This is a genomic window from Trichocoleus sp. AS-A1 (assembly GCF_039962015.1).
In the GTDB taxonomy this organism is placed as follows: domain Bacteria; phylum Cyanobacteriota; class Cyanobacteriia; order Cyanobacteriales; family FACHB-T130; genus FACHB-T130.
The window spans coordinates 1-2,731 of sequence record NZ_JAMPKG010000080.1 but is presented as its reverse complement, the minus strand read 5'-3'; the positions used below and the strand labels follow the sequence as shown (position 1 = coordinate 2,731).

The following is a 2,731-nucleotide window of genomic DNA, read 5'->3' as shown; positions in this document are numbered from 1 at the left end:
TGTGCATTTAAGCGGATCATGTGGGCGCGGTTGCGCGTCCGTTGCGGCACGGTTTGAGCAACTCGCAACTCGCTTAACATTGAGTCCTCTGCTTCGCTTAAGATAATCCGAATAGGAGCAGGCATAAATAATGGAAAACTTCGTTTAGGGGCTTTATGCCATCTTATATTTAATTAGTCCCAGCTACTGAGCTGTCGCAAAACATCACCAAGTTTACTAATATGTCTAGCGACCAAATCCGGACGTTCAGCTTGCTCAAAAACATCAAGGCATTGCTGAAGATAATAGCGGATGTCTTCCCAATACCGCTGATTTTCTTCAGCCTTGCTGTAATAACATAATGCAATATTAAGTAGCAATCTACCTTGCCGCTCTAAATCTTTCCTTTGTTGCCAATATCTTAAACTTTTTTGATAATGTTCTATAGCAGCCTCTACTTGATTATTGGCATAATCATCTAAGCCGCGACAAAGTTCTAAACCCGCTTCCACTTCTGGCTCTAATTGTTGTCCGCGAATTTGTAAATCCTGAAAAGCTGCTTCTATTTCATCACAGGTTTCTAAATTAGTAATTACATCGCCAGTAAATAACGCATCTATGTTTTGCCGCAGAAACTCAATCAACCCATTGGTTGGCATTTCAAATTCAATCGGAGCAGATGCCCAACTTTCAAAATCTGGCGCTACCCGAATCAGCTTTTGCAGCACTTCATCTGTCACCCATAACACCACCGGAAACAGGAAATTTTTGCGAAATTCCTCCCGTAGTTGGTTCGTAGAAATTAGCACTGTATCTAGATCGTGCACTAACTCCAAGCCAGAAATAATAACTACTAACGGCGGCTCATCTCTCAGTTCTTCCTGAATAGTTGCAAACAGGCTCTTAGCAGATGGCTCGATAACTCGCTCTCGGAACTTTACCGAGCGTTCTCGCAATTTTTCCATTAAGCTTTGCCGCAAATTTGTATAATTGCAGCGTGCGAAAATTAGCGAAAATTCTCCTTGAGAAAGTGAGATTGCTCGTGCCAAAGTCCGCAAAGATTCGTCGTTTTTAGCAGTTATATATTCTGGCTGGATTTCCATCATTACTGCAATTGTTTCGCCTCTGCCAAGATGGGATTAATACTAAACCATCCCCCCTCTGCATCCTGATATTCAAACACAAACATACTGCGTAACATAGTTTTGTATTCGGCTTCGCCTTTCACCAACTGTTGTTTTGCCACTTCCGAAAGCAACGTCCACTCATCATCAGTAACCGCTCGAACTAATGAATCTCGCTCTCGGCGAATTACGTCTTCTAAACACTGACGGGAGATGGGGGGATCTTCTTTTTGGAGACAGCTATAAAGCAACACCAGTAAATTTCGTACATGACCGCCACTTACTCGACACAAACGATCTAAAGTTTCTGGAGTATCAAAAATTTCTGAAATCAAACTTAATCGCTGCTGTGGCTCAGTATTGGGGAAAGCTCTTGCAAGCACCATTTGTCTCAATAATGGCATTCCTTCCTGGCACTCACTACCATCACGCGATCGCACCCGCACCATCGGCAACAATTTGGCATTTCCCCCAAAACGATTACTTAGCACTTGTTGATCGTTGGAGAAAGTTAGCACTAAGGGAATTGTGTAAACTAAATGGCACTTCAGTTGTTTTAACTGATCTCCACGGTCTACAAACAAATACTCTGGCTGAGTGCGACCTGATGGTTTCGGCGAGTTATCGATCCGGTCGAGATTATCGACAATTACCACCAGTCCTTTCTTGCCTTTCTGCTTCAATTCTTGAATCGCAGTTTCCAGCAATTCCTTATTAATTGCTTCTAACAACGTATCCGTGCGCGGTTCCAAATATTGCCTTAACTGAGAGCGAAGGTCAGGACTATTTTTAGTTTTAGCTGTAATCTCGCCAATCCCAAACCCCAGCGAAAACTCGCCGGAAGTGCTTGCTTTAATATTTCCAACTCCAGGTACAGAAGCTTTACCTGAAACATCAATCTCTGTTTGCAAAACCTTAGCTGCTCCTTGCAGTAAAGCTTTGAAGCCTTGCGGTTGCAGATTGACTTTTGCCTTTTCCAAGCTTTCACTCACCTTGCGAGCGATCGCCAGTAAAATATCTGTGATGTCAACGTCAGCCATCACCAAATCTTGGCTGGACTCGAAGTAGACAACATGAAACCCCTGCTGTTCTAACTCATTTTTTAATCGCAAAAGCTCAGTGGACTTCCCACAGCCGATATGTCCAGTAAATAGCTGACAAGTTGGTTCATCCGGTGAGAGGCGGGTGATGGTTCGTCCCAACTCATCAATAATCTTGCTACCGCGTACCGAGGAAAAATCAATATAATACTTCCGCTCCAGGTCATTGCCCACAGCTATTGTCTTACTTGGGTTACACGCCTGATAAAACCTCTGCAAATCTAGTGTCATAAATTTCCTCGCAACCAGGCTGCTCCTTACTCTCTACCGCCGCCATTCTACCCATTCCGTAAAACGCTTTGAGCGCTCAATTGCCCAAAGCATCCTGCCGGTAAGTCCCGCTTTGTCAAAAAGCGATCGCACTCTCAATGATTACGTTAAGCGATCGCTTCTTCTCAATCTATTAACTCTCCTCGGCGTTGCTGAATAGTGGGAGGAATCAAGCAGGAATCGGGACATCTCCAAATCTCAAGTAGTGAAGTAACAAGCGGATTGAATGTCTCAGCATTTCTTGGGATTTGGAATAAC

General features: G+C 43.7%; 2 protein-coding genes and 1 pseudogene. All 3 read right to left on the bottom strand.

Translation table 11 applies throughout. The annotated features are described in order from the left end of the window. Positions 1-173: 173 nt before the first annotated feature. The gene (locus tag NC994_RS27485) at positions 174-1,085 is read right to left on the bottom strand and encodes a hypothetical protein (RefSeq protein WP_190436733.1); all 912 of its coding nucleotides are present in this window, start codon (positions 1,083-1,085) and stop codon (positions 174-176) included. After that, complete coding sequence (locus tag NC994_RS27480; protein ID WP_190436731.1) at positions 1,085-2,434, bottom strand: P-loop NTPase fold protein; 1,350 nt, start codon at positions 2,432-2,434, stop codon at positions 1,085-1,087. The genes NC994_RS27485 and NC994_RS27480 overlap by 1 nt, the downstream gene beginning before the upstream one ends. Before the next feature lie 208 nt (positions 2,435-2,642). Continuing rightward, positions 2,643-2,731, bottom strand: a pseudogene (locus NC994_RS27475) (IS1 family transposase); the annotation flags it as partial.

Bases quoted from the DNA above. Each gene is read 5' to 3' on its own strand.
- NC994_RS27485 (WP_190436733.1), bottom strand. From the start codon at position 1,085: ATGATGGAAATCCAGCCAGAATATATAACTGCTAAAAACGACGAATCT.
- NC994_RS27480 (WP_190436731.1), bottom strand. From the start codon at position 2,434: ATGACACTAGATTTGCAGAGGTTTTATCAGGCGTGTAACCCAAGTAAG.